The organism is Candidatus Symbiopectobacterium sp. NZEC135 (assembly GCF_025962695.1).
On record NZ_JAGFPF010001112.1, the window covers coordinates 1 to 711 of the forward strand.

Sequence of the window (711 nt, forward strand, 5' to 3'; positions counted from 1 at the left end):
GTCGATCATAATTTCTTCGAATCCTGGCTCGGCATGAAAGTCCAGTCCGTCGATATGACCGAACTGCGCCGCCGTATCGATCACAAGATCTATGATGAGGCCGAACTGGAAATGGCCTTAGCCTGGGCGGATAAACACTTCCGCTATGGCGAAGACAAGAATGCGCAGCAGTATAAACGTAACGCCGAGCAGAGCCACGCCGTGCTGAAAGAGGGCCTGCTGATGGCAATCTGTATCCGCGACATGATGCAAGGCAATAAGACGCTGGCGGAAAAAGGTCTGGTGGAAGAATCGCTCGGCTATAACGCCATCGCGGCGGGTTTCCAGGGACAACGTCACTGGACCGATCAATACCCCAATGGTGACACCGCTGAGGCGTTGCTGAACAGCTCGTTTGACTGGAATGGCGTGCGTGAACCTTTTGTCGTGGCCACTGAAAACGACAGCCTTAACGGTGTTGCGATGTTGCTGGGCCATCAGCTAACCGGAACTGCCCAGGTGTTTGCCGATGTGCGCACCTACTGGTCACCGGAGGCGGTTAAACGAGTGACGGGTCAGTCACTGAGCGGTTTGGCCGAGCATGGCATCATTCACCTGATCAACTCCGGCTCTGCCGCACTGGATGGTTCCTGCGCGCAGCGCGACAGCGAAGGCAAACCGACCATGAAGCCACACTGGGAGATCACCCAGCAAGAGGCCGACGCCTGCCTG

General features: G+C 56.5%; 1 pseudogene. It reads left to right on the top strand.

The features are described 5' to 3' along the window. Positions 1–711, top strand: a pseudogene (gene fucI, locus J5224_RS32775) (L-fucose isomerase); the annotation flags it as partial.